Source organism: Bacteroidota bacterium (assembly GCA_016706865.1).
Classification (GTDB): domain Bacteria; phylum Bacteroidota; class Bacteroidia; order Chitinophagales; family BACL12; genus UBA7236.
In genome coordinates, this window is the sequence record JADJIS010000003.1 from 1,397,731 (window position 1) to 1,418,586 (window position 20,856).

The following is a 20,856-nucleotide window of genomic DNA, read 5'->3' on the forward strand; positions in this document are numbered from 1 at the left end:
CGCATAATTTAAAATAGGCATGATGAAAGTAAAACAATTAATTCAAATAATAATAGTCGCGATCGTGGTCTCGGTTTCCTCTTGTAAACTTTTTTCGGATGGAGATACAGATACCCGCGGAGGCGCTATAATCGACAAAGCCAGAGAAGTTACACTTGATGGCAACTCCGGTAAGTTATTTGATATTCTAACCGATAAAACTACAGGCATTGATTTTATTAATGACCTTTCTGAAAATTATACCGTAAATTGGTGGAGATATTCTTATATCTATAATGGAGGAGGAGTATGTATCGGTGATGTAAATAACGATGGTCTTCAGGACCTTTATTTTACAGGTAATATAGCTCCAAACAGTTTGTATTTAAATAAAGGAAACTTTAAATTTGAGAACATCACTGAAAAAGCAGGTCTTGTAAAAAATCCGGAGAAGTGGCCTTATGGTGCTTCCATGGTAGATATAGATGCAGATAATGATCTGGATATTTATGTTTGTATGAGTAGATGGGATGATCCTGTGAGACGTGAAAACGAATTATGGATAAATAATGGCGATCTTACCTTTACTGAAAAGGCTAAAGAATTCGGTTTAAATGCAAATGTGTATAGCACCCATGCAAATTTCTTCGATTATGATAACGACGGAGATCTTGATATGTATCTCGCTACTCACCCTGTTGATTTTATCGATAAAAATAAAACCAAATACTTTCAAAAAATTGAGCAAGGTAAAAACATGAGTAATCTCTTTTATATAAATAACGGAGATAATACATTTACCGAATCACATTTAAAAGTTGGTATCAATAACCACGGTTACGGATTAAGCGCAACTGTTGGAGATGTGAATGACGATGGATTTTTAGATGTTTTTGTTGCGAATGATTATGCGATGTATGATTTTGTTTATATCAACAACGGTGATGGAACTTTCCGCGACGAATCGTTAAAAGCAATTAAAAAAACATCCATCAATTCGATGGGCGCCGATATTTCCGACTTTAATAATGATGGGTTTCTCGACATGTTTGTAGTGGATATGGACATGGAAGATAATTATACCTACAAAACATTTATGTTGTCGAGCCAGGTGGAAGTTATGCGTATTTTATTAAATGCGGGTTATGGATATCAAAATCGTTCCAATTCATTACAAATGAATAATGGTGACGGTAGTTTTTCCGAAATTTCAAGAACGGCTAATATTTCTACAACCGACTGGAGCTGGACCACTTTCTTTACCGATTTTGATAATGATGGATGGAAGGATCTCTATATCGCCAATGGATTTTTACGCGATTTCCATGTGGATGAATCTGAAACCTATCACAAACTTCGTCGCGCAGTTCGTATTGAAGACAGTACTGTATATTATGAAGTGCGTAAAGAATTACCAACCTATGTTTTAGATCATCCTAATTATATATTTAAAAATAACGGAGATCTTACCTTTAGCGATATGCGCGATGATTGGGGTATTTATTATCCATCCATTACTTATGGTGGTGGTTATGCCGATCTTGATAATGATGGTGATATGGACATGGTTGTAAGCAATGTAAATCAAACACCATGGGTTTATAGAAATAACAGTGAAAAATTAGCAACAAAAAATAACTGGGTACAATTTAAGTTTAAAGGATATGCAAAAAATACTCCCGGTTACGGTACTAAGGTGAAAATTTATTGTGGTGATCAAATGCAATATATTCAGCATAGTTCTGCACGTGGTTATATAACTACTTTACAAGATGACTGTCATTTTGGTTTAGGTACTGCCTAAAATAGATATGGTTGAAGTAGAGTGGCTAGACGGTTCAAAAGAAATCATGCGCGATGTTCCTGCTAATCAGGTGGTAATGCTTGATCATGCCAATGCATCAAAAGCTGTACAATTTGATGATCATTTTAAATCGGAAAAAACATTTGTAAAAAATACCGATAATTTAATGATCGATTTCACACATAAGGAAGCGGATTACGACGATTATTTACGCGAATTCTTATTACCTCATAAAATGAGCACCTTAGGGCCTGGAATAGCTGTTGGAGATGTAAATGGAGATGGTACCGATGATTTTTATATCGGTGGTGCAGCAGGACAATCGGGAGTGTTATTTACTCAAAGTACTGATGGCAAATTCACAAAATCAGCATGGCAACAATCGGCAAATGATGGTGCAGCTTCTGAAGATCAGGGTGCATTGTTTTTTGATGCAGACAATGATGGAGATAACGATCTTTACGTAGCATCAGGTAGTAATGAATTTGCTGCAAATGATGCTAAATATGCCGACAGATTATATATCAATGATGGAAAAGGAGCATTTAGCCTTGCAAAATCTGCAATTCCTGCAATTAATTCGAGCAGTTCCGTAGTTACCGGAGCAGATTATGATAAAGATGGTGATATTGATCTATTTGTTGGTGGAAGACAAATTCCAGGAAAATTCCTCGCTCCTGCAAGCAGTAATATTTTGCAGAACGACGGAGGTAAATTCACCGATGTTACTGAAAAAGTAGCTCCAATGTTAAAAGATATTGGTATGGTAACATCAGCAATTTGGACCGATTTTGATAATGATAATACTTTAGATCTTGTTCTTACCGGCGACTGGATGGCAATTACTTTCCTCAAAAATTCAGGTGGTAAATTCAATGATGTAACTGCCAATACCGGACTTGCAAATGCAACAGGTTGGTGGCAAAGTATTTTAGGAACTGATGTTGACAATGATGGCGACACAGATTATATAGTGGGAAATTTTGGAACTAACAGAAGATATAAAAATACCACTGCTGTATCCGACGGGCATGCGTTGCCACTTGAAGGATTTTTATACGACTTTGACAAAAACGGAAGTGAAGATTTTATTTTGAGTTATTATCAACACGATAAATTGTTTCCGGTTAAAACCAGAGAGCGATTAATAGAACAACTTCCTGGAATTGAGGAACAATTTCCTACCTGGGATGCCTTTGGAAAAGCATCAGTACAGGATATATTTGGTGACGATCTGAAAAATGCCATACACCGCACCGCATATATTTTCCATTCCTCCGTTTTGGTAAATAATGGCAATGGTAAATTCACGATTAAATATTTACCAAATGATGCACAAATTTCAACCATGTTTGGAATGGTGACCGACGATTTTAATGAAGATGGTTTTGCCGATATTTTAATGCATGGTAATTTCTATAATACAGAAATTGAAATTACACGTCATGATGCCGGAAACGGATTGCTTTTATATGGTAAAGGAGATGGAACATTTGCCCCTGCGCGTGGTTATCTTACAGGATTTAAGAGTGATGGTGATGCAAAAGGGCTTGCATGCGTTCTTGACAGCAAAACCAAACAACCTGTTTATCTGCTTGCCAACAGCAATGGTAAAATGGAATCATATGGCTTGTTAAAATCTGCTACCATTATAGAACTTGCATCCAACGATGCGTATGCAATTGTAAGCATGAAAGATGGTAAAAAATCGAAAGTGGAATTATATAGTGGAAGCGGATACCTGAGCCAGAGTGCGAAGTTTGTTCGTGTTACTGCAAATACTGCAAGTATAGATGTATATGATTTCAAAGGAAATATGCGCACGGTTTATCCTGCATCTGTTTCTATGAAATAATATAGAATTATATACCTAATTATTAATGAGGTAAGAAAGGGTGATGATGTCATTCTTTTTTACCTCTTTTTTTTTAGTCTCTTTTTTAATGTCTTCACTCAGTTACAATACAACATTGCTTTACAATTCTCATAATTGATACATAATTCTATCATTGATGCTCCTCAATTTGGGCTAAAGCCCGTTTAGGGTTGGTGCCTTTTTCCCCCCGGCTAAAGCCGGGGGTTATTGAGGGCGTTTTGAGAGTGTGGTTCTCAATAGCCGTGGGTTTTAACCTACCGATAATTAACGTACCATATCCCGGGCTTTAGCCCAATTGAGGACGCAGATGGGAAGATATCAAAACCCTTCAGGTGGATTTATCATTCTGTAATGCCCATTTAATTTTGCTTTGGTTTTAATTTCAGCAATTTGTTTTACTGCAGGTAATATTTTTTTGATATGCTCAACTATTATTTTTTGTCGGGCTGTTTCATGTTGATGTCTGAGTAGTTCGTATTCTGAAATAAAATCAAATCCCACATAATGGGCAAGTTTAAATGAAGTGAAAGTAAAACCCGGTTTGAAAATATTTTCTTTAATATCTAACAGGTCGAAAAGTTCTGTAGCCAATAATTCCAATTCCTGTAAAAGTTTAAAGTTAACATCCTCAATATTATGTATGAGTGAAATAATTGCTCCTGAATATAATTTATCGGGCACTTCATCAATTACCTCCAGCACCCGAAAAACCTGAAGACCTACTACTTCTATATCCATTTCTCCGGTATCGTACACCTTTTGCACTTTTTCCAATTTCATTTCCGTGCCGTATTCCAGTAATTCTTTATTGTTCACTACCGGAATTCCAAAAGTTTTACCTTCAGTGTTGCATTCATTTATCAATTGAATATAACGTGGTTCGAAAATATGTAAATTGAGTTTTTCGCCAGGATAGGCAACAAGATTAAGTGGAAATATGGGTATAAATTTCTGCATTGTTATTTATAATTTTATAATCTCTCCCCAGCTCTGATTTCTGTTTTTAAATTATTTTGAAGGGGCGGAACAGGACATGAATATTCATGATTATAAAGACAATATGGATTATAAGCATTATTAAAATCGAGGATAATATTTTCTCCATTTAATGTATGCATGTCAATATATCGTCCACCCGCATAGGTTTCATTTCCATTTGTAAGATCATAAAAGGGAATAAAATAAACCTCCTGGCCTTTACCGACATAACTTTCATTGCGATACACTTCCAACGAATATTTAATTCCATTCAGCAAAAAATGTAATTTACCCATCGTTTTATAAGTATCAGCAATACTTCCCGTTGCCTGAATTTTAAAAACGGGACCATTAGGTATTTCCTCATATTTCGCCATAACCCTAAAGTTGGTATCTATATCATAATATTTTAATCCGGTAAAATCTTTTCTTACAGAATCCGGCAAAGGAGAATTTGGACTGAGAAAAAAATCATCTGTCTCCTTTCTGTGTTTGGATATTGCAGAAACATAATCCTCCCCCACTACTTTCACAACTTCTTCCCCTGCAGAACCATTATCTTTACAGGCAGCTAAACCTATTATTACAGCAAGGAGAAAAAAACTAAGATTTGATAATCGCATAAATATTACAAGTGGTTTTGACCCTCGTATTAATAATTCAAAACTATATAAAAAGTAAAACAATTCATTTGCCCGACAACAATTTTAGTATAATTTCAAGAAATTATTTATCAAAATAACCTCCATCTTATGATCGATATTGAAACCTTCCGCGAATATTGTTTAAAGAAAAAAGGAGTAAGCGAAGAATTTCCTTTTGACAATGATACACTTGTATTTAAAGTAAAAGGAAAAATGTTCGCATTAACCAGTCTTGTTTCAGACCAATTTCAGATAAACCTAAAATGTAATACAGATCTTATTTCAGACCTCAGAGCAAAATATACCGCGGTACTTCCCGGGTATCATATGAACAAAAATCACTGGAATACCGTGGTGGTGGATGGCAGCCTTTCGAAAAAAGAGTTGCTTAAAATGATAGACCATTCTTACGATGAAGTAGTACGAGGCATGACAAAAAAAATGCAAGAAGAATTAAAAAAAATGTAATATTGTATAATAGTCCCGCCAATAAATATGGATATACCTGAAATAATTTTCGAAGACAATCACCTGATCGCCATCAATAAGAAGCCGGGACAGATATCACAAGGCGATAAAACTAAAGATATTCCGTTGGTGGAAATTGTAAGGCAGTATCTTAAAGACAAATATCAAAAACCGGGAAATGTTTTTGCAGGCTTAGTACATCGCATAGACCGTCCCGTGAGTGGAGTTTTATTATTTGCAAAAACAAGTAAGGCAAACGAGAGAATGGGAAAAATAATACGCGAAAGAAATTTCCACAAAACCTATTGGGCAGTAGTAAAAAATAAACCTCTAGAGGAAGAAGGAATTCTTAAACATTACCTGATAAAAAATCCGCATATGAATAAGAGTTTTGCATATCCTGATGATCGTCCGGAATCAAAACTCGCCATTTTAAAATATAAACTCATTGGCGCTTCCGACAGATATTTTTTATTGGAGGTAGATCCTGAAACAGGCCGGCATCATCAGATCCGTGTGCAACTGGCCTCCATGAAGTGTCCTATTAAAGGAGATATTAAATATGGCTTCGATCGCACCAATAAGGATGCATCCATACATTTACACGCAAGAAAACTTGAATTTTTACATCCGGTTAAAAACGAAACAGTTACCATAATTGCAAATCCGCCAGATGATGCAGTGTGGAATGCATTTATGAAAATAATAACATAAAAAAAACCCGGAAATAATTTCCAGGTTTTATCAAAGTATAAGTTTAATTATTTATTCCTCTGCGTCGCCAAATTTCACATCCGGCATCATGAAATTAATTCCAACAACAACACCAACAAATGCATTGTGAGAACCTTTATACACATTTTCCCCTTTAGCCGGTTCAAGTTCTCTTGTAGATTCTGAATTGATGTCCAAAAATCCAAATGATCCTCTCAATCCCGGAGAAAAATACATTTTATCATTTACATAAATGTCAACTCCAATATCGAATAAAACACCGAGATCCACTCTATTGAAATAATCTATTTGTGGTGTTAATCCACCAGCATTATCAAAATCGGGAACATAACTTTGAGGAGCAAAACCTTGTGCTATATCCACTTGTTCATCCTTCTCGTATACATCGGCGGTGTATTGCTGATTTGCACTTAATAAATAACTCAGCTGAATACCACCTAAAATATGGTATTTGATCGCATCTTTTGCATCACCTTCCATGTACTTGAACAACATAGGAACCTGAATATAGTTAAGATCGACATATCTGTATGTAAGCACTGGATATAGTTGATTTGGAATATCAGGGTTATAACTCGCACTAAAATCACGAACCATATCAGAATAATCCTGTCCCATTAAAGCATAATTCAATTCTATCTGTGCGCCAAAATTTTGATGCCAGTTATAGCCAAGCACTATACCTCCTGCAGGACCTAATTTATACTCATAGTCCATTTCAGAAAGTTGATAATTATTCTGATTGAGTATCCAGGTACTGTTAAATTGGCCCTGAAAACCCAAATGAAGTCCCACCTGCGCTTGCATCATACCTGTAGCAAAAAGGCCCAGAAATAGTGTTTGTAATGCTTTTTTCATACTTTTCTATAATTGACTCACGAATATACGACGATTTCCATAATCTGAAAATCAGAATCCACAATTCCGCTTTTTAAGGGTCAATTTCTGATGATTTCAGGTTAATGAGAAGTAGCACAAAACTTTGATATATTCCTCCTTATCAGCTGATTATAATCCTAATACATAAACTATTAGCATAGCATCTGGCAAAATAAGGGCTACTTTGAGTGTCACAAAAAATGAAAATCCGAAATAATTTACAAATAGTATCTTCGCCCCCATGGACAAGATCGCTATTATCTGGAAATATTTAAAATACCGCTGGAGAGCAAAAACCGCGTACGATGTCCATTCGCCCTTTCTATTTGATTTTATTGAGCATGTATTAAAAAATGATCGGGATTATTACATTTTCGAAGAAATTGAAGAGCTTCGCAATCAATTGATCCATATTGAAACGGAGTTAAATGTGATCGATTATGGAGCCGGTTCCAAAAAAGGCAGTGATCCCCGCCGAAAAATCTCCACAATCGCTAAAAACACACTAATCACACCTAAATTCGGACGATTGTTATTTTATCTTGCCGAGCACTACGGATCAAAAAACATTCTTGAACTGGGTACTTCCTTGGGAATCAGCACTTTATACCTTGCAGGAGCTAAAAGAAATGCCAACATCATTTCTTTGGAGGGAAGTCCGGAAATTGCCAATTTCGCAAAACAGAATTTTACCAGAATACATATTGATCAAATTGAGATCATGACCGGCGAATTCTCACAAACTCTGCCTTTAGCACTAAAAAAACTCCGCATTATCGACCTTGCATTTATTGACGGAAACCATAGGCGGGAGCCTACTATTCGTTATTTTGAGGAAATTTTACCCTTTTGCCATGATCACTCCATTTTGGTTTTTGATGATATACACTGGAGCACCGAAATGGAGGAAGCCTGGAACCATATCATCAAGGATAAAAGGGTGTCACTTTCCATCGACCTATTCTTCAAAGGCATTGTTTTTTTAAATACAGATATTCATGAGAAAACGAATGTTACCGTGCTTTATTAATAGTTGACGCCGTTAATATAAAGGCGATCCCAATATATGTTTAACATAGTTTAACTCCGCATTAAAAAACCATTACGCTTAATATTTTAATTTTACAGCAGATTAAAACATTTAGAACGTTTATGAAAAAAATAATCCGATTATTACCCGTGTTGATCCTGGTGAATACACTTGTATCGGCCCAAAACAAGCTTCCTTCCAACTTTTTTATGAAAAAGTTGCCGAATGGATTGGAATTACTTGTAATAGAAGACAAAACCGTTCCTCTTGCAACTATCGAAATTGTTGTAAAAAATGGTTCTTATACTGAGGACAGTGCATTCAATGGTTTGTCGCATATGTACGAACATATGTTTTTCAAGGCAAATAAGGATCTTCCAAGTCAGGAGGCATTTTTAAAACGCATTCAGGAATTAGGTGTTGTTTTTAACGGAACAACAAGTAACGAACGCGTTAACTATTTTATCACACTCAGCAATTCAAAATTAGATGAAGGGTTGCATTTTATGAATTCCGCTATCCGATATCCTTTATTTCTTGAACAGGAAATGAAAAATGAAAATCCGGTTGTTGATGGTGAATTTCAGCGCAATGAATCAAATCCTGTTTTCTTTTTATTGGATGATGTAAATCGCGCAATGTGGAAAGAAAATTATTACAGAAAAAATCCAATTGGATTACACGATGTTATTATGACTTGCACGCCTGAAAAAATGCGTGTAATACAGGAAAAATATTACTATCCTGATAATGCTATGTTGGTAATAGCAGGTGATGTTGAACACGAAGCTGCATTTGCTAATATGGAAAAAGTATTTGGCGATTGGAAACCTGCGGGATTTGATCCATTTGTAAAGTGGCCTGTTCCGGAAATAAAACCATTAACAGGTGTTACAAATCTTGTTACAATAAATGAAAATGCACAAGTGCCTATCTTTTTAATTGGTTATCACGGACCCGATACAAGAAACGATCTAAAAGCAACTTTTGCCGCAGATGTATTTTCATTTATTCTTTCACAGGCGAACAGTAAGTTACAAAAAGATCTTGTGGAAACCGGTTTAGCTTATCAGGTGGGTGTGAGTTATCAAACCGCTAAATTTACCGGACCAATACAAATTTTTCTTGTACCAAATCCGATGAAAGTTGCGGAAGCTTATGCCGTTTTACAACAAAATATCGATCAATGGACTAGTCCGGATTATTATACGGATGAACAATTGCAAACTGCAAAAAATCTATTAGCCATCGACGATGCTTATGGCAAAGAAAGCACCAGCAGTTTTGTGCATACCGTAACCTATTGGTGGGCATCGGCAACAATTGATTATTACACCGATTATGTAGCAAATTTGCAAAAAGTTACACGTGCTGATATTAATGATTATATCAATACTTATATAAAAGGCAAACCACGCGTAAACGGTTTATTATTAAGCCCTGCAATGCAAGAATCAGTTGATCTGAAAACATTAGGTTTTGAAGTAAAACAATAATAATAACATAATCTAAATATCATTATTATGAAAAAAATTAAATTATTTATATTACTCCTGATCAGTATTTCTGCCGCACAACATTTATTTGCGCAGGATACCAAGGAATTTACCATCGAAGGAATTAAGGTGATACATAAATATGTTCCGAAGGATGTAATCAGTGTTCGACTATTTGTAGAAGGAGGAACCGGAAATTATGCAAAAGATAAACAGGGAATTGAAAATGTTACGCTTAATTTAATGGTTGATGGCGGCACAACAAAAATGTCGAAACTCGAATTTAAAACAGCGGCAGAAAAGATAGGAACCAGTTTTGGTGCATCAACAAATCTTGATTACGGAACATTAAGTATGACCTGTATAAAAATGTTCTGGGACGATTCGTGGAAATTATTCAGCGATGCAGTTTTAAATCCTGCTTTTTCTGAAAATGAATTTGCCCTATTAAAGGAGCAATTAATTGCAAATGCAAAACAATCCATGGCAGATCCTGATAGTTATCTTGCACTTTTATCGCGCCAGGTTGCTTTTGAGGGAAAAGATTATGCAAAATCACCGGAAGGAACACCTGAAACTTTAGAATCCATTACACGCGAAGATGTATCCAATTATTACAAAAGAACAATTGGCAAAAAGAGAATATTTTTAGTGGTGGTTGGTAATATAACTGAAGCTGACCTAACTGAAAAAATTAAATCAACATTAGCTGCCTTACCTTATGGTGTTGCGGCATCATCAGAAAACAGAGTATTAATTACTCAACCAAAGAAATTTGTTGAGGACAGAGATATTGCAACAAATTACATACGCGGAATTATGAGTGCTCCTATTGCAAATACAGAGGAAGGAATTTCTTATCGCATTGCAATGTCAATTTTAGGAGATCGTTATTTTACGGAATTGCGCACTAAAAGAAGTTTATCTTATGCACCAGCAGCATTTTTTGCCAATTCAGCAATTTCGAATCCTTACGGTGTAATTTATATCAGCACACTTGATCCTAAACAAAGTATGCAGGTAATGACCGACGAATTAAATAAAATAAAAAGAGAAGGATTTACCGAAGTGGAATTAACCGATAAAAAACAAGAATTTTTAACGGGATATTATTTAACTCTGGAAACAACCGGCAATCAGGCTGATGCTCTTGGTGCTGCTGAATTAAGTGGTGGTTGGGAACAACTGGATAAAATAACAGCAGAAGTTAACGAAGCAAAATTAGCTGATCTCAATAAAGTTTTCGATAAATATTCCAAAGCAATTGTTTGGACCTATTTAGGAAAAAAAGATGCTGTTAAAGAAGAAGATTTTAAACAAACAGAAGAAACACCGAAGAAAAACAAACCTTATTGAACATTTGGTAATTTGGTAATTTGGTAGTTTGTTAGTTTGGTAATTTATATCAAGTCCAAAGCGGAGAGATCCGGTTTGGACTTTTTTTTAGGTTTATACCTTTATTGAGACCTTCTTTACATTGGGCTTTATTGAGACCTTCGCTAAGAGCGAAAGCCTCAATTTCTCCGGACGAACGCAGTGAGGCTTTCGCTCTTAGCGAAGGTCTCACTATCGGTAATTCTTAACCACTGCGGGAAACAAAACTCAATCCGCCAAAAAAATTGCTTTCAACTCTTTTGCTTCTTCGGGTTTCATTCTTCCGGATAGAATTAGGCGAAGCTCACGGCGTCGCATTGCGGAATCGTAACGACTCCTCTCCTCTTCATTTTCAGGAACAATTTCGGGTGAGGCAACTGGTCTACCATCATCGTCGAGGGCAACAAAAGTGTAAAAGGCCTCATTGCATTTTACGCGTTCATGCGAACGAAAATTTTCTTTCGAAACCTCCACATAAATTTCCATGCTCGTATTAAATGCACGTGTAACCTGTGCATGAATGGTAACGATATCACCAATTTTAATAGGTCGGTTAAACGACACATTGTCAACGGCAGCAGTTACCACAATTCTATTCGCATGTTTACTCCCGCATATACCACAGGCAATATCCATCCACTTCAATAAATTTCCACCCATCAAATTATGCATGGGATTAGTATCGTTGGGCATCACTATTTCGGTGAATGTAGTGGCGGAGTCTGAAACTTTTTTTTGTAGCATTGCATTACTGTTTACAGCACAAAGGTAGATATTAATAAAAATACCCATTCGAGGATATGAACAGACGCAATTTTATTCGCACAAGTTCCTTAAGTTTATTCGCTATGCAATTACATGATTTTAAAGATCAGTTTGATCAGGAAGTGGACATTAAAATGCCCGTATTGTTCGTGGGACATGGAAATCCTATGAATGCCATTGAAGATAATGAATTTACAAAGGGTTGGGAAGATACCGGAAAGTTATTGCCTGTTCCCAAGGCAATTTTATGCGTTTCAGCACATTGGCTCACACGTGGAACAAAGGTTGCGGCAATTGCTGACCCTCCTACTATTCACGATTTCGGGGGATTTCCGCAAACTTTATTTGATGTGCAATACGATGCACCCGGTTCACCCGAATTTGCACTGGAGACACAAAAGATCATCACAAAAACAACGGTGGAAATTGATAACGAATGGGGTTTAGACCACGGAGCATGGAGTGTTTTGGTAAAAATGTTTCCAAAAGCAGATATTCCCGTATATCAATTAAGTATAGATTATTACCAAAAACCGGAGTATCACTATGCCCTTGCAAAAGAGCTTGCAGGTTTGCGCAAGCGTGGAGTTCTGATAATTGGCAGCGGAAATATTGTGCATAATCTTCGAATGGCTCAATGGAATGATACTGCTTACGATTGGGCAATAGAATTTGATGAAACAATAAAAAAACTCATCGAAAACGGAGATCATACTCCAATTATTAACTATGAAACTTTAGGTAAATCAGCTTTATTATCTGTGCCTACAAATGATCATTATTTGCCTTTGTTATACAGTCTTGCGCTTCAGGAAAAAAATGAATCGCTTCGTTTTTTTAACGATAAAACCACCATGGGAGCGGTCTCCATGCGGTCGATAATTATTGGTGCATAATAGGTGTCAAAATTTATTTACTGCAGAGCAAGCATATTATATTCATTTATTATGTAACTAAATAATATTTTTTTATAAAAAAAAACCCCCCTTTCCCTCACCCCCCCCCCCCCGGGGGGTTTTTTTTGGGGGGGGGGGGGGGGGGGGGGGGGGAATTCCCCCCCCCGGGGGGGTTTCCGCCCCGCCCCCCCTTTTTGGGGGGGGGAAAAAAAAAATTTTTTTTTTATTATTTTTTTTTTTTTGTTTTGTTTGGGGGGGGGTTGTTTTGTTTGGTTAGGAAAAAGAAAAAGGGGGGGGAGGGCGTTAAAAAAGCCTCCTTGCCGAAATTTTCTCATTTCCCAATTTTTAATACTCCCGGATGATATGGATCATAAAAAATATATTGTGGATGTCGTAATTTGCATTAAAATTGCAGTTATGAAAATAAAAATTTGTCTCGCCGGAGCAACAGGCAAAATGGGAAGTCATTTAGCAAAGGCGATATCCGAATCCAAAGATCTGGAAATAATAAGTGCACTTGCAAAAAATTATAATACGCAAAATTTAGGAGATGTATTAAATCTGAAAACAATTCAAGCTGAAATTTTTGATGATATTGTTTTTGCCCTGCGCAGAAAACCCGATATTCTAATTGATTTCACCGATGCATCCATAGTTAAAAGAAATGTGATCTATGCAATACAGGAAAAAATTCCTGTTGTAATAGGAACATCCGGATTAACGGAAGAAGATTTTGATGAAATTCATGTGGAGGCATTACAAAATGAAGTAGGTGTAATTGCTGCGGGTAATTTTTCAATTTCTGCTGCATTAATGATGAAGTTTGCGGAGATGTCGGCAAAATATTTTCCCTCGCGCGAGATCATAGAATATAGTTATGATGGCAAACAGGATGCACCAAGTGGAACAGCACGTGAATTAGCGTCGCGCATAGCAAAAATAAAATCAGCGGAAAATAAAATAATACCTGAAGATACCATTGGATTAATTGAAAGTCGCGGAGCAAATATTGCAGGCACACAAATTCACTCTGTGCGTTTGCCGGGATTTAATAGTTCCTGTGAAATTATTTTTGGAACCGGTGCAGAAAGATTAAAAATACGACATGATGCAATTGATGCTACGAAACCTTATATTGATGGTGCGTTGTTGGCATTGCGCAAGGTTAGATCACTGACAGGGTTACACAGAGGCATGGATAGTATAATTAATCTTTAGGATCGCCATGTAGCAGAGTTCCTTCGTCACACGCTACATGGCTGGACTTAGGGATTTCACGGAGGACACGGATTTCAATTGTCAATTATCAATTGTCAATTATCAATTATCAATTGTGTCCCCACAGAGTTACGCGCAACGAACTCTGTGGATTTTGGATCGCGGATTTTAAGGATTTCGCGGAGGACGCGGATTTCAATTGTCAATTATCAATTGTCAATTATCAATTATCAATTATCAATTGTGTCCCCACAGAGTTACGCGCAGCGAACTCTGTGGATTCGGAGGCTAAATCTTGATGCGGTGAATCATTGTCAATTATCAATTGTCAATTACCAATTATCAATTACCAAATAATTTCCTATAGAATTTAATAAACAAATTACGCCCCTCTCCTTTCTTACCAGCAACAAGATCTTCCTGCACAACAATATTCGATGTGGAATTATCACTGTTATCTACAATTGCAATATTCACTTTTGGATTTGCACTTTCAGTTGCATAACCTGCATCGGTATGGGAACTTTGATCAATAAAAGTAATTTGTGTGGATGTTGTTGTTGGAGTTATACCGAATTGTTTGTTATTCATTTCAGTTGCAAAAACCGAAGGGTCCATTCGCATGGATTGCGCATTCATATTTGAAACAAATAAAACTGCTGCAATTATCATTAATCTTTTCATGTTGTTACAATTTAGAATTATAACGAAGTTTAGGATACAAAATTATTCCACATTGTAATGCTGGACGTTAAAAGTGTAGAATTTGACAAATTGGTGATATTGAGTTCTGGCATGTAGTAGATCTCCTGAGTCGATCACTACATGCTTCGGTTCTGGGTTCAGAGTTCGGGGTTCTGAGTTCTGGGTTCTGGGTTCTGAGTTCTGAGTTCTGAGTTTTACTCACTATTGACCACTCACCACTCACCATGAGGGTTGAAATAGTTCTGTTCGGAGGAAGATACTCCAATGATACAAACTGCCCACTGCCCACTGTTAACTGCGACAGGCCCCCAGCCCCATAGGGGAGTTTACTTTTCGTTAACCTGAAAGTTTAATTTCGGAGAAATATCCTCCAATGATACAAACTGCCCACTGCCCACTGTTGACAGGCCCCGGAGGAAGATCCTCCAATGATACAAACTGCCCACTGCCCACTGCCCACTGTTGACTGCGACGGGCCTCCAGCCCCATAGGGGAGTTTGCTTTTCGTTAAACTGTGAGTTTAATTCCTCAGTTACTAACGGAGACAAGTTCATTTTTCGAAGCAAAGGCCCGCATTAAGGATTGTAGCGGAAAGCCCACAGCGAGGCACGAGCGAGGACTTGCAGCGGAAAGCCTGACCCCGAGGAACGAGGGGGAATGCCCAAAAACCTTTGATTAAACACCGGTAAATACGCTATATTTGCGGCACAAAAAATAAAAAAAGATGAATCTGCACGAATATCAGGGTAAGGAGCTAATAAAACGATTTGGGGTAAAAATTCAGGAGGGTATTCCTGTTGATTCACCGGAACAGGCGGTGGAAGCTGCGCGGCAGTTGCAGGTGGAAACCGGAACAAATATTTGGATAGTGAAGGCACAAATTCATGCCGGAGGACGCGGAAAAGCAGGTGGTGTTAAGGTTGCCAAGTCGCTGGATGAGGTGTATGAAAAAGCGCAGAAAATATTGGGTGCAACATTGGTTACCCCGCAAACAGGAGTTGCCGGAAAATTGGTGCGCAAAGTTTTAATTGCGCAAGATGTTTATTATCCCGGTGTTTCAGAGACAAAAGAATTTTATATGAGCGTTTTGCTCGATCGCGATAAGGGAAAAAATGTGATCGTTTATTCCACGGAAGGGGGAATGGATATTGAGGAAGTTGCAGAACATCATCCCGAAAAATTGCATAAAGAATGGATAGATCCAACCGTTGGAATTATGCCTTTTCAAGCCCGCAGAATTGCATTTAATTTGTTGTTAAGCGGCGATGCATTTAAGGACATGGTAAAATTTGTAACGAGTATTTACAATGCCTATGTTGGAAACGATTGTTCGTTATTGGAAATAAATCCTGTTTTAAAAACATCCGACAATAAAATAATTGCCGTTGATTCGAAATGTGTGATTGATGGAAATTCTTTGTATCGCCATGCGGACATTGCCGGTATGCGCGATTTTAATGAGGAAGACGCAACGGAAGTGGAAGCAGGTGCTGCCGGATTAAATTTTGTGAAATTAGACGGCAACGTTGGTTGTATGGTAAATGGAGCAGGTTTAGCAATGGCCACCATGGATATTATTAAATCGAGCGGCGGAAGTCCCGCGAATTTTCTAGATGTAGGAGGAACTGCTGATGCAAAACGCGTGGAAATTGCGTTTAAGATCATTTTAAAGGATCCAAATGTAAAAGCGATACTCGTGAATATATTCGGAGGAATTGTCCGCTGCGATCGCGTTGCTCAGGGAATTATTGATGCCTATAAAAATATCGGAAATATTTCTGTTCCAATAATCGTTCGCCTCCAGGGAACAAACGCCGATGAAGCCAAAAAAATGATAGACGAAAGCGGACTGAAGGTGCAAAGTGCAATACTTCTTCAGGAAGCGGCTGATTTGGTAAAGAGCGCAGTTGGATGAAGGGACATAGGACGTAGGACATATGACATATGACATAGGACATAGGACTTGGTATATGGAAGCATTAAATTATAGGATTTACATCTGCGAATGGGAAATGTTGAAAGGGTTGACATGTAGTAGATTTCCTGCCTTGATCACTACATGTTTCAGTTCTGGGTTCTGTGTTTTAGGTTCCGGATTGGATTACTCACTATTCACTACTCACCATTCACCCAAGAAATTTTTGTTTTTATTTAATTGAAAGTTTTATTCGGAGAAATATCTCGGGTGTTTTAAACTGAGACTGCGACTGCGACGAAATAGTTTAATTCGGAGGAAAAATCTTCAATGACACGAACTGCCCACTGCCCACCGTTGACTGTTTACTCTTTATTCGGAGGTAAAATCTCCAATTTTACAAACTGCCCACTGTTGACTGTTTACTCTCACTTCTCACCATTCACCCAAGAAATTTTTGTTTTTCTTTAATTGAAAGTTTTATTCGGAGAAATATCTCGGGTGTTTTAAACTGAGACTGTGACTGTGACTGCAACAGGCCACCAGCCCCATAGGGGAGCTTTAGTTCACGTTTTAATTTAAGTAAATTTTTATTTCGGAGAATAAATCTTCAATGTTACAAACTGTTGACTGCCCACTGTTGACTGTTGACTTTTCATGGCACATATCTTTCTGCCTCTCTCCCACCCTCGGTCCTGCTTTCCGCTAAACTCCTTGCTCATGTTTTGGTTAAGCATTGGAAAATTAATTTGCTGCGGGGTATCGCTACAATCAGGTGCAGAAAGCGGGCGCGGCTGCATGCACAGAGCTGCTCGGGCATCCGGCTTCGATTTAAAATTATATTTTTTATGAAAGTTTACTTTTAAATATTCGATTTGTAGTTTTGGATAGTAATAATTGTCAATTATCAATTGTCAATTATCAATTTTTTAAACCCCTTAAAAATGAATATTGTAACCTTAAGTGTTTTTCACCATAGAGGTGAGAAGCAGATCAAAATTGAATTTGCGTATAATTCTAAACTCGTAAGTGCGCTTAAAACTGCCGGTGCAAAGTGGAGTAAGACTGTTAGCAGTTGGTATATTGCATATTCAAAATCTAACTATGATTTTGTAGTTCATTTGTTTACAAAAGAATTTGATTTTGAGCTCAAAATCATTGGAGATCAAAAAACAAAGGAAGTATTGCCAGAGGGTAACAAACTTTCAAATGTTTCAGAAACAATTGAAAGTTCAAAATCTGTTATTAAAGATCCTAAAATTCAGGAGGATTATATTAAGCCTCATTTTTTAGCCTTCAAACAATTTTTGGAAGCGAACAGATATAGCAATAATACAGTGCGCAGTTATTGCGATGGATTAAAGATATTTTTGAGTAAAATGTATCCCAAGCCCGTTGAAGAAATTACGAATAAGGATTTGGAATTGTTTTTTCATCAGCATAGTTTTAAAAATAATCTGAGTATTTCTTGGCAGCGACTGATCATTAATGCATTAAAATTATTTTTTGCACAAATCCATAAAAAAAGGGTAGATATTAATTTAATGTTGAGGCCCAAAAAGGATAAACTATTACCAAATGTTTTATCAAAGGAAGAGGTGCAACAAATCTTAAATGCATTAACCAATAAGAAACAAAAGTTGATGTTGGTGTTAATTTATACTTGTGGATTGAGAAGAAGTGAACTGCTTAATTTGAAACCGGAGCATATCGACAGTGACAGAAAAGTGCTTATCATAAAACAGGCAAAAGGCAGAAAGGACAGGTTAACACATCTTCCGCAAAAGGTAATTGATCAATTAAGAGTGTATTATGCCGATAAAAAACCAAAAACATGGCTTTTTGAAGGGCAAAAAGATGGTAGTCAATACAGTGAAAGAAGTTTGAATTTAGTATTTAAACATGCTTTAGAAAAAACGACTATAAAAAAGCAGGCAACTTTACACTGGTTAAGGCATAGTTATGCAACCCACCTTCTAGAAAAGGGTGTAAATATCAGAGCAATTCAGGAGCTTTTGGGTCACAGCAGTGTTAAAACAACTGAAATATATACGCATGTGACCTCCACCACAATACAATCAATTCCCAGTCCGATCGAGGACTTGGATATCTAAAAATATAAGGTAACTTTGAAATAATAAACTTCCTCATTCCGGCCCTGAAGGTGGGATTGGGGAAGTTTTTTGGGGGAAAACTTCTCCAATAAATTAGTTATGTGCGATTTTAATTCGCCCTTTCCAGACAACGACATTCCAAATATTTGACCAATTAACCTCAGACTACTTTGGTTAAATAATATTGAGGACACCACAGACATTTGCGCTTATAGACATGTTTAATTAATAATGGGCGACTGAATATTTAATCGAAAATTACCCATGCAACAAAAAAATTGTAAGACATATTTTAGAAAATGGATATGAAGTAATTCTGTAAATATCGACACAGACATTTATAAAAATTTTGTGCTGGACTTTGCAGACAGAGTTGACTAATATTTCAAGGACATCTGACCAAAGACATTTCCGGCCAACAACTTAGACGTAAATGTTTATTTGAACTTTGTGGGGCGACCGACACAATTTGCGGAACATGTGGACCTAAAACCGCACATAACAAGCACATTTGCGCTAGCGGGGCGACGACCACCTCAGAATAATTTTCGATACCCTCAAAACTTCGTATTTTTATTAAAGATTTACGGTTGCCTTCCCCGCCATCGCAAATCTGCAAAACGTTATGTGCGATTTTAATTCGCCCTTTCCAGACAACGACATTCCAAATATTTGACCAATTAACCTCAGACTACTTTGGTTAAATAATATTGAGGACACCACAGACATTTGCGCTTATAGACATGTTTAATTAATAATGGGCGACTGAATATTTAATCGAAAATTACCCATGCAACAAAAAAATTGTAAGACATATTTTAGAAAATGGATATGAAGTAATTCTGTAAATATCGACACAGACATTTATAAAAATTTTGTGCTGGACTTTGCAGACAGAGTTGACTAATATTTCAAGGACATCTGACCAAAGACATTTCCGGCCAACAACTTAGACGTAAATGTTTATTTGAACTTTTGTGGGGCGACCGACACAATTTGCGGAACATGTGGACCTAAAACCGCACATAACAAGCACATTTGCGCTAGCGGGGCGACGACCACCTCAGAATAATTTTCGATACCCTCAAAACTTCGTATTTTTATTAAAGATTTACGGTTGCCTTCCCCGCCATCGCAAATCTGCAAAACGTTATAAGCAAGCCTAAAAGACGACCGTGCAACAATCAAACGGACACCAAAACGACCAGACTTTTGACTACCAAATAAATTCTCGGGCGACAAAAACTCGTTGACAATTTCGCTGTAACTCGACACCGACCAGACCATTTTGCCGACACTAAAGCCAACGCAAGGTTTTAAAAATTTTCCCACCGCACATTTTAAAAAATAATTTTAGCCAGCCCGCATTGGCACATTTGGGGTTTGCCCCTTCCGCATAAGCCGACACAAAGGCAAACCCCAAAAGAGCCAATTTTCCACGCCTTTAAACAATATTGGACAAATATATCCACTATTAAAATAAAATACTTATCTTTGCAGCGATAAAAAGTAAAAGATGTTTTCAAAAGCTTGTGAATACGGTATTAGGGCTGCAATTTTCATTGCAGAGCAATCTTTGCTTGACAGAAAAGTGAGCTTAAAGGATGTGGCAGAAGCTATTGAATCACCTTCGGCATATACTTCAAAAATATTACAGCGATTGTCAAAAAGCAACATTATCAATTCTGACAAAGGACCAACTGGTGGCTTTTCAATGGACAAAAGTGAATTGGAAAAGGTGAAATTAAGTTCAATTGTTTATGCAATTGATGGCGATACGGTTTATAATGGTTGTGGCTTGGGATTAAAAAAATGCAATGCTGATAAACCTTGTCCTGTGCACAATCAATTTAAAGTGATACGAGATGAACTTAAGAAAATGCTTGAAACTACTACCGTAAAAACTTTAGCAATGGATTATGAAAAAGGATTGACCTTTTTAAAACGTTAAAAAAATTTGAATAAATAGTGGACAATTAT

Annotated in this window: 18 protein-coding genes; 12 read left to right on the top strand and 6 right to left on the bottom strand. The window is 37.0% G+C overall.

What is annotated here, in order from left to right:
* Positions 1-19: 19 nt before the first annotated feature.
* Positions 20-1,783 carry a CRTAC1 family protein gene (locus IPI31_15250; protein MBK7569176.1) on the top strand — a complete coding sequence of 588 codons (1,764 nt, stop codon included), beginning with the start codon at positions 20-22 and terminating at the stop codon, positions 1,781-1,783.
* Positions 1,784-1,790: 7 nt separating this feature from the next.
* Positions 1,791-3,638 carry a VCBS repeat-containing protein gene (locus IPI31_15255; GenBank protein MBK7569177.1) on the top strand — a complete coding sequence of 616 codons (1,848 nt, stop codon included), beginning with the start codon at positions 1,791-1,793 and terminating at the stop codon, positions 3,636-3,638.
* Between the two features lie 339 nt (positions 3,639-3,977).
* On the opposite strand, the gene IPI31_15260 is transcribed toward IPI31_15255, so the two are convergent.
* Complete coding sequence (locus tag IPI31_15260; protein MBK7569178.1) at positions 3,978-4,616, bottom strand: LON peptidase substrate-binding domain-containing protein; 639 nt, start codon at positions 4,614-4,616, stop codon at positions 3,978-3,980.
* A 14-nt stretch (positions 4,617-4,630) separates the two neighbouring features.
* Positions 4,631-5,260 carry a DUF1684 domain-containing protein gene (locus tag IPI31_15265; GenBank protein ID MBK7569179.1) on the bottom strand — a complete coding sequence of 210 codons (630 nt, stop codon included), beginning with the start codon at positions 5,258-5,260 and terminating at the stop codon, positions 4,631-4,633.
* 132 nt (positions 5,261-5,392) lie between these two features.
* Here IPI31_15265 and IPI31_15270 point away from each other — a divergent pair, with 132 nt between their 5' ends.
* Together IPI31_15270 and IPI31_15275 are read left to right on the top strand one after the other, a co-directional pair.
* Entirely contained in the window at positions 5,393-5,749 is a 357-nt protein-coding gene (locus IPI31_15270; GenBank protein MBK7569180.1) for an MmcQ/YjbR family DNA-binding protein, read from the top strand.
* Positions 5,750-5,776: 27 nt separating this feature from the next.
* Positions 5,777-6,463, top strand: a complete 687-nt coding sequence (locus IPI31_15275; protein MBK7569181.1) for an RNA pseudouridine synthase — start codon at positions 5,777-5,779, stop codon at positions 6,461-6,463.
* 51 nt (positions 6,464-6,514) lie between these two features.
* On the opposite strand, the gene IPI31_15280 is transcribed toward IPI31_15275, so the two are convergent.
* Positions 6,515-7,342, bottom strand: a complete 828-nt coding sequence (locus IPI31_15280; GenBank protein MBK7569182.1) for a PorT family protein — start codon at positions 7,340-7,342, stop codon at positions 6,515-6,517.
* A gap of 262 nt (positions 7,343-7,604) precedes the next feature.
* Here IPI31_15280 and IPI31_15285 point away from each other — a divergent pair, with 262 nt between their 5' ends.
* The 3 genes from IPI31_15285 (at position 7,605) to IPI31_15295 (ending at position 11,245) form a co-directional block, all read left to right on the top strand.
* Entirely contained in the window at positions 7,605-8,393 is a 789-nt protein-coding gene (locus IPI31_15285; protein ID MBK7569183.1) for a class I SAM-dependent methyltransferase, read from the top strand.
* Positions 8,394-8,515: 122 nt separating this feature from the next.
* Complete coding sequence (locus IPI31_15290; GenBank protein ID MBK7569184.1) at positions 8,516-9,889, top strand: insulinase family protein; 1,374 nt, start codon at positions 8,516-8,518, stop codon at positions 9,887-9,889.
* Between the two features lie 27 nt (positions 9,890-9,916).
* Complete coding sequence (locus tag IPI31_15295; GenBank protein ID MBK7569185.1) at positions 9,917-11,245, top strand: insulinase family protein; 1,329 nt, start codon at positions 9,917-9,919, stop codon at positions 11,243-11,245.
* A gap of 246 nt (positions 11,246-11,491) precedes the next feature.
* Here IPI31_15295 and IPI31_15300 read toward each other — a convergent pair whose 3' ends face one another.
* Entirely contained in the window at positions 11,492-12,007 is a 516-nt protein-coding gene (locus tag IPI31_15300; protein MBK7569186.1) for an acyl-CoA thioesterase, read from the bottom strand.
* Positions 12,008-12,063: 56 nt separating this feature from the next.
* Between IPI31_15300 and ygiD the strand changes: the two genes are divergently transcribed.
* Positions 12,064-12,924: a 4,5-DOPA dioxygenase extradiol gene (gene ygiD, locus IPI31_15305; GenBank protein ID MBK7569187.1), complete on the top strand. Its 861-nt coding sequence runs from the start codon at positions 12,064-12,066 to the stop codon at positions 12,922-12,924.
* A 417-nt stretch (positions 12,925-13,341) separates the two neighbouring features.
* On the top strand, positions 13,342-14,142 hold the full coding sequence (gene dapB / locus IPI31_15310) for a 4-hydroxy-tetrahydrodipicolinate reductase (protein ID MBK7569188.1): 801 nt from the start codon (positions 13,342-13,344) through the stop codon (positions 14,140-14,142).
* 342 nt (positions 14,143-14,484) lie between these two features.
* On the opposite strand, the gene IPI31_15315 is transcribed toward dapB, so the two are convergent.
* Complete coding sequence (locus tag IPI31_15315; protein ID MBK7569189.1) at positions 14,485-14,826, bottom strand: hypothetical protein; 342 nt, start codon at positions 14,824-14,826, stop codon at positions 14,485-14,487.
* Positions 14,827-15,571: 745 nt separating this feature from the next.
* Between IPI31_15315 and sucC the strand changes: the two genes are divergently transcribed.
* Complete coding sequence (gene sucC / locus IPI31_15320; protein ID MBK7569190.1) at positions 15,572-16,762, top strand: ADP-forming succinate--CoA ligase subunit beta; 1,191 nt, start codon at positions 15,572-15,574, stop codon at positions 16,760-16,762.
* A gap of 944 nt (positions 16,763-17,706) precedes the next feature.
* Positions 17,707-18,876, top strand: coding sequence for a tyrosine-type recombinase/integrase (locus IPI31_15325; protein MBK7569191.1), 1,170 nt, complete (start codon positions 17,707-17,709; stop codon positions 18,874-18,876).
* 963 nt (positions 18,877-19,839) lie between these two features.
* Here IPI31_15325 and IPI31_15330 read toward each other — a convergent pair.
* Entirely contained in the window at positions 19,840-20,208 is a 369-nt protein-coding gene (locus IPI31_15330) for a hypothetical protein (protein MBK7569192.1), read from the bottom strand.
* Between the two features lie 184 nt (positions 20,209-20,392).
* On the opposite strand from IPI31_15330, the gene IPI31_15335 reads away from it, so the two are divergent.
* Positions 20,393-20,827, top strand: coding sequence for an Rrf2 family transcriptional regulator (locus IPI31_15335; GenBank protein ID MBK7569193.1), 435 nt, complete (start codon positions 20,393-20,395; stop codon positions 20,825-20,827).
* The last annotated feature ends 29 nt before the right edge of the window (positions 20,828-20,856 follow it).

What these genes read in the sequence shown, in the direction of transcription:
- IPI31_15260 (MBK7569178.1), bottom strand. Translation starts at nt 4,616, where the DNA reads ATGCAGAAATTTATACCCATATTTCCACTTAATCTTGTTGCCTATCCT.
- IPI31_15285 (MBK7569183.1), top strand. Translation starts at nt 7,605, where the DNA reads ATGGACAAGATCGCTATTATCTGGAAATATTTAAAATACCGCTGGAGA.
- IPI31_15290 (MBK7569184.1), top strand. Translation starts at nt 8,516, where the DNA reads ATGAAAAAAATAATCCGATTATTACCCGTGTTGATCCTGGTGAATACA.
- IPI31_15280 (MBK7569182.1), bottom strand. Translation starts at nt 7,342, where the DNA reads ATGAAAAAAGCATTACAAACACTATTTCTGGGCCTTTTTGCTACAGGT.
- IPI31_15325 (MBK7569191.1), top strand. Translation starts at nt 17,707, where the DNA reads ATGAATATTGTAACCTTAAGTGTTTTTCACCATAGAGGTGAGAAGCAG.
- IPI31_15295 (MBK7569185.1), top strand. Translation starts at nt 9,917, where the DNA reads ATGAAAAAAATTAAATTATTTATATTACTCCTGATCAGTATTTCTGCC.
- IPI31_15250 (MBK7569176.1), top strand. Translation starts at nt 20, where the DNA reads ATGATGAAAGTAAAACAATTAATTCAAATAATAATAGTCGCGATCGTG.
- IPI31_15265 (MBK7569179.1), bottom strand. Translation starts at nt 5,260, where the DNA reads ATGCGATTATCAAATCTTAGTTTTTTTCTCCTTGCTGTAATAATAGGT.
- IPI31_15315 (MBK7569189.1), bottom strand. Translation starts at nt 14,826, where the DNA reads ATGAAAAGATTAATGATAATTGCAGCAGTTTTATTTGTTTCAAATATG.
- sucC (MBK7569190.1), top strand. Translation starts at nt 15,572, where the DNA reads ATGAATCTGCACGAATATCAGGGTAAGGAGCTAATAAAACGATTTGGG.
- dapB (MBK7569188.1), top strand. Translation starts at nt 13,342, where the DNA reads ATGAAAATAAAAATTTGTCTCGCCGGAGCAACAGGCAAAATGGGAAGT.
- IPI31_15300 (MBK7569186.1), bottom strand. Translation starts at nt 12,007, where the DNA reads ATGCTACAAAAAAAAGTTTCAGACTCCGCCACTACATTCACCGAAATA.
- IPI31_15255 (MBK7569177.1), top strand. Translation starts at nt 1,791, where the DNA reads ATGGTTGAAGTAGAGTGGCTAGACGGTTCAAAAGAAATCATGCGCGAT.
- IPI31_15335 (MBK7569193.1), top strand. Translation starts at nt 20,393, where the DNA reads ATGTTTTCAAAAGCTTGTGAATACGGTATTAGGGCTGCAATTTTCATT.
- ygiD (MBK7569187.1), top strand. Translation starts at nt 12,064, where the DNA reads ATGAACAGACGCAATTTTATTCGCACAAGTTCCTTAAGTTTATTCGCT.
- IPI31_15275 (MBK7569181.1), top strand. Translation starts at nt 5,777, where the DNA reads ATGGATATACCTGAAATAATTTTCGAAGACAATCACCTGATCGCCATC.